This is a genomic window from Synechococcus sp. R8-2 (assembly GCF_047461715.1).
Classification (GTDB): domain Bacteria; phylum Cyanobacteriota; class Cyanobacteriia; order Thermostichales; family Thermostichaceae; genus Thermostichus.
In genome coordinates this window covers 1-4,831 of sequence record NZ_JANSHQ010000391.1, presented here as the reverse complement: position 1 = coordinate 4,831, position 4,831 = coordinate 1, and the positions used below count along the sequence as shown (strand labels likewise).

The window sequence follows — 4,831 nt, the reverse complement described above, 5'->3', positions numbered from 1 at the left end:
ACTCCGTCCCGCTGGCGCGAGCAGTAGCCCAGACGTCTCATCCTAACCTGAAACAACTATAAAACTATTAAAGATCTATAAAGTTTAAAGATCGCAACGCAAAATTCCAGATCCGCCAGATCCGCAATCCGCCCTGCGTCAACTCAAGATGGCCCCCTGTCGGCGGGCAAACTTCCGTAGCTTCTCGTCCATCCGCGCCCCCCGTAGATCCGCTTTGCAAAAGTTGGTAAAGCGCTTGCTCTTTTCTTCTGGGTATCGAGCCAAACGAACCCCACCGCCCATCGACCAGATCACCGAGCTGGCCACCACCAAGGCGATCCCAGCCGCTCCTAACGCATAAACCAAATTGCCCGTGGTCAGGCGGACAAGCAAAAAGGCCAGGATTCCTGAGCCCAGCAGCCCCCCCAAGCCTGTCAGGATCCCTCCCAATGTTTTGGCCGATCCAGACAGTTGGCTCAAAACCCGTAGCCAATGGGGTTGAGGGGTGTTGAAGAGGATCCCGCGCAGATCCGCCCCCTGCAAGTTGGCCCCTGAGAAATCGGCCCCCCGCAGATCGGCCTGGCGCAAATCATAGCCGGCTAGGTTTTGGTTGGCAAAGGACTTGCCCCGTAGATCGGCCCCCGCCATGGAAGGGATCCGCGGTGGGGTAGCCGGCTTGATCCGTCCGCTGCCTGTGATGCTGCTGGCTCGGCCCAGTTGGGTAAAACCGGTGGTGCTCCCCCACTCAGAGGGGATGGATAGCGGGCTGCTGGCTGTCATTCCCCCTGCAGTGAACTGAGGTAGGGGTGTGGGCGAGAAACCGCCTGAGCGGCGCTTGGCCCAGTAGCCGGAGATCACCGATGTGCTGGGATTGGCAGACAGGGGAGAGCTGGGCAACACAATCGGCTGAGAGATCGGGCCGCCTGCCTCTTCCACCGGGATCCCTTGCAACGCCCGCAAGACCTCGGTGGCGGTGGCAAAGCGCTGATTGATGGCCGGCTGCAACATGCGGTGCAGAATGGCGTCGAATTCCGGGCTGAGCTGCAGGCAATCCGACCAATCCCACTGTCCCGTTTCATGGTTATAAAACTTGGCCGGAGATTCCAACGTCATCAAGTTGATGCAGGTAGCCGCCAAAGCATAGAGATCGCTAGAGGGACCGACCGCCTGGCCGGCTACTTGCTCCGGGGGAGAAAAGCCAAGGGAGCGGATTGCTGTCACTTCTGCCGCCTGCTCCTGGGCTGGCCCCAGTTCCTTTACGGCCCCAAAGTCGATCAGCACCAATCGACCATCTTCTTTGCGACGAATGAGGTTGGCAGGTTTAATGTCTCGGTGAACCGTGTTGTGGCTGTGGACATAGCTGAGGATCAGCAGCACCTCCTGCATCACCTGCCGGGTTTGTTTTTCGGAGAAGGGCCCATTGCGACGCATTTCTTGGGAGAGGGTGATGCCCTGGATAAATTCCTGCACCAGGTAGAACTTGCCGCCTTCCTGGAAGTGGGCGTAGAGCTTGGGGATCTGCGAATGTTCCCCCAGGCGCTCCAACACTTGGGCCTCGCGATTGAAGAGCTCCTCCGCCAGCTTGGCCAGTTGCGGGGATCCCTCGACCGGGCGCAACTGCTTGATCACCCGCCAAGGTTTGGAGGGCATGTCCTCATCCCGCGCCAAAAAGGTAGAGCCAAATCCCCCCTGGCCGATGCGCTTGAAGGCCCGGTAGCGATTGCGCAGCAGGAGGGGATGGCCACAAGAGGCACAGGTAGAGGCATCCGCCGGGTTTTCCGGGTGCAAACAGGCAGGGTTAAGGCAGTAGCAAGTGGGCATACCAGTTTGGGGTTACCGGCTGGCGATCCGGACAACCGAGACGGAGCCAAGAAGTCGGCAGGCAAGTTGTGAGAGATACATACAGGTTAGACCAAGAAGAAACAAATCTTGCACAACTGCCTCAGATAGGCTGATCTTAGCGTCTGCCCGCCCTGAGGTTCATCGGACAAATCGCTTAGGTTTTCGGCGGATGGGGTTTGGTGGAACAGAGGAGAACAACAAGGGCTGGACTGCCCTGCAGAGGGAAAACTTAGAATTGATGAATACAGCCATCTTCGCCTGTCATGTTTCCAGCGCTTTCCGGTGCCGCCATTCGGCAAACTTTTCTGGACTTCTACGCCCAGCGGGGCCACCAGGTGTTGCCCAGCGCCTCCTTGGTGCCAGAAGATCCGACGGTGCTGCTGACCATTGCCGGCATGTTGCCCTTTAAGCCCATTTTCCTGGGGCAACGGGATCCGGAGTACCCACGGGTTACAACGGCCCAGAAATGTGTGCGCACCAACGACATCGAGAATGTGGGCCGAACGGCGCGCCACCACACCTTCTTCGAGATGCTGGGCAACTTCAGCTTTGGCGACTACTTCAAAAAGGAGGCCATCGCCTGGGCCTGGGAGCTGTTGACGGAGGTGTTCGGCCTGCCCCCGGAACGGCTGGTGGTGAGCGTCTTTCGCGAAGATGAGGAGGCTTTTGCCCTCTGGCGAGATGAGATAGGGATCCCGGCCCACCGCATCCAGCGCATGGGAGAGGCGGATAATTTCTGGGCTGCCGGCCCCACTGGCCCCTGTGGCCCTTGTTCTGAGATCTACTACGACTTCAAGCCAGAGCTGGGGGATGAGCGGATCAATTTGGAGGATGACTCCCGCTTTCTGGAGATCTACAACCTGGTGTTCATGGAGCTGAACCGGGATAGCGAAGGTCACCTGATGCCGCTGGCCAAGCAAAACATCGACACCGGCCTGGGGTTGGAGCGGTTGGCCCAAGTGTTGCAGGGGGTGCCCAACAACTACGAGACGGACTTGATCTTTCCCATCATTCAAACGGCGGCTGGGATCGCCGGGCTGAACTACTCCAAGGCCAACCCGGAGCAGCAGATCTCTCTGAAGGTGATCGGGGATCACGCGCGGGCAGTGATGCACTTGATTGCCGATGGGGTGCTCCCTTCCAATGTGGATCGGGGCTATGTGCTGCGGCGGCTGATCCGGCGGATGGTGCGCCACGGTCGGTTGCTGGGGATCGGCGAGCCTTTCACCATCCCGGTGATCGAGACCGCGATTCAGTTGGCCGAGGCTGCCTATCCTCAGGTGCGGGAGCGAGAAACCCTGATCAAGACCGAGCTGCAACGGGAGGAAGAGCAATTTCTCAAAACCCTGGAGCGGGGGGAACGGCTACTGCTGGATTTGTTTACTGCCGTCGAATCTTCCCGCCGTGACAGCAGCTCGCCAAAGCAGATCTCCGGCGCCGACGCCTTCAAGCTCTTCGATACCTACGGTTTTCCGCTGGAGCTAACCCAAGAAATTGCCCAGGAACACGGCTTCAGCGTGGATCTGGAGGGCTTTGAGCAAGAGATGGAGAAACAGCGGCAGCGGGCCCGCGCCGCCCACCAAACCATCGACCTCACAGCCCAGGGATCCCTGGACGAGTTGGCGGATTTCCTCAGCCAAACGGAGTTTTTGGGGTACAGCCAATCTTCCGCCCGCGGCGTGGTCGAGGCCCTGCTGGTCGGGGGAAAATCGGTGCCCCAAGTGGAGGCAGGGCAGGCAGTGCAGGTCGTTTTGGATCGCACGCCCTTCTACGCCGAGTCCGGCGGGCAAATTGGCGACCGGGGCTACCTTTCTGGGGACGGCCTGCTGGTGCGGATTGAAGATGTGCAAAAGCAAGGGGATCTGTTCGTTCACTTTGGCCGTGTGGAACGCGGGATCCTGCGGGTGGGGGATCCCGTCCAAGCCCAAATCGACCTGGCCTGTCGGCGGCGCGCCCAAGCCCACCACACCGCCACCCACCTGCTGCAGGCAGCCCTGAAAAGAATTGTCGATCCCTCGATTGGTCAGGCGGGATCCCTGGTGGCCTTTGACCGGCTGCGCTTTGATTTCACCCTATCCCGGCCAGTCACCCCTGAGGAGCTGGAACAGATCGAGAACTTGGTGAACACCTGGATTGCCGAGGCCCATGCTGCTCAAGTGGCGATCATGCCCCTGGCCGAAGCCAAAGCCAGAGGTGCCGTGGCCATGTTCGGGGAAAAATACGGCGCCGAGGTGCGGGTAATCGACTTTCCGGGGGTGTCGATGGAGCTGTGTGGCGGCACCCACGTCAACAACACCGCTGAGATTGGCCTGTTCAAGATCATCGCCGAGACGGGAGTGGCTGCCGGGATCCGTCGCATCGAGGCCGTGGCCGGGCCGGCTGTGCTGGAATACCTGAACGAACGGGACAGGGTGGTGCGGGAGCTGAGCGCCCAATTCAAAGCCAAGCCCCAGGAACTGCCGGAGCGGGTTGCTGCCCTACAGGCGGAGCTGAAAGCTGCTCAGAAGGAGCTGGAGGAGGTGCGCAGCCAGTTGGCCTTGGTGCAGGCCGAACGTTTGCTGGCCCAAGCGGTTGCCGTCGGAGATCTCAAGGTGCTGGTGGCCGAGCTGGGATCCACCACCCCTGAGGCCCTCAAAACCGCTGCCGAGCATCTGCTCCACAAGCTGGGGGAAGGGGCAGTGGTGCTGGGATCGGTGCCGGAAGCCGGCAAGGTCAGCCTGGTGGCTGCCTTTAGCCCTGCGGTGCAGCAACTTGGCCTGAAGGCGGGATCCTTCATCGGCGAGATTGCCAAACTGACTGGGGGCGGTGGTGGCGGACGGCCCAACTTGGCCCAAGCTGGGGGCAAACAGCCGGAGAAATTGGCAGAGGCTTTGCAGGTGGCCCGGGAGCGGTTGCAAGCGGAGCTGATCTCGCGCTAGGGGAGCGAAGCCCCTTTGAGCAGCAACAGGCCGTCCATCAGCCACTACAGTCGTTCAGTTTAGAGTGCTGTTCAGTTTAGGGTGAGACGCCT

Annotated in this window: 2 protein-coding genes; one reads left to right on the top strand and one right to left on the bottom strand. The window is 60.2% G+C overall.

Annotated elements, in window-relative coordinates:
* Nucleotides 1-138: 138 nt before the first annotated feature.
* On the bottom strand, nucleotides 139-1,800 hold the full coding sequence (locus tag NW819_RS09655) for a protein kinase domain-containing protein (protein WP_414413604.1): 1,662 nt from the start codon (nucleotides 1,798-1,800) through the stop codon (nucleotides 139-141).
* Nucleotides 1,801-2,084: 284 nt separating this feature from the next.
* On the opposite strand from NW819_RS09655, the gene alaS reads away from it, so the two are divergent.
* On the top strand, nucleotides 2,085-4,739 hold the full coding sequence (gene alaS, locus NW819_RS09650; protein ID WP_414413603.1) for an alanine--tRNA ligase: 2,655 nt from the start codon (nucleotides 2,085-2,087) through the stop codon (nucleotides 4,737-4,739).
* Nucleotides 4,740-4,831: the final 92 nt, after the last annotated feature.

Bases quoted from the DNA above. Each gene is read 5' to 3' on its own strand.
- NW819_RS09655 (WP_414413604.1), bottom strand. From the start codon at position 1,800: ATGCCCACTTGCTACTGCCTTAACCCTGCCTGTTTGCACCCGGAAAAC.
- alaS (WP_414413603.1), top strand. From the start codon at position 2,085: ATGTTTCCAGCGCTTTCCGGTGCCGCCATTCGGCAAACTTTTCTGGAC.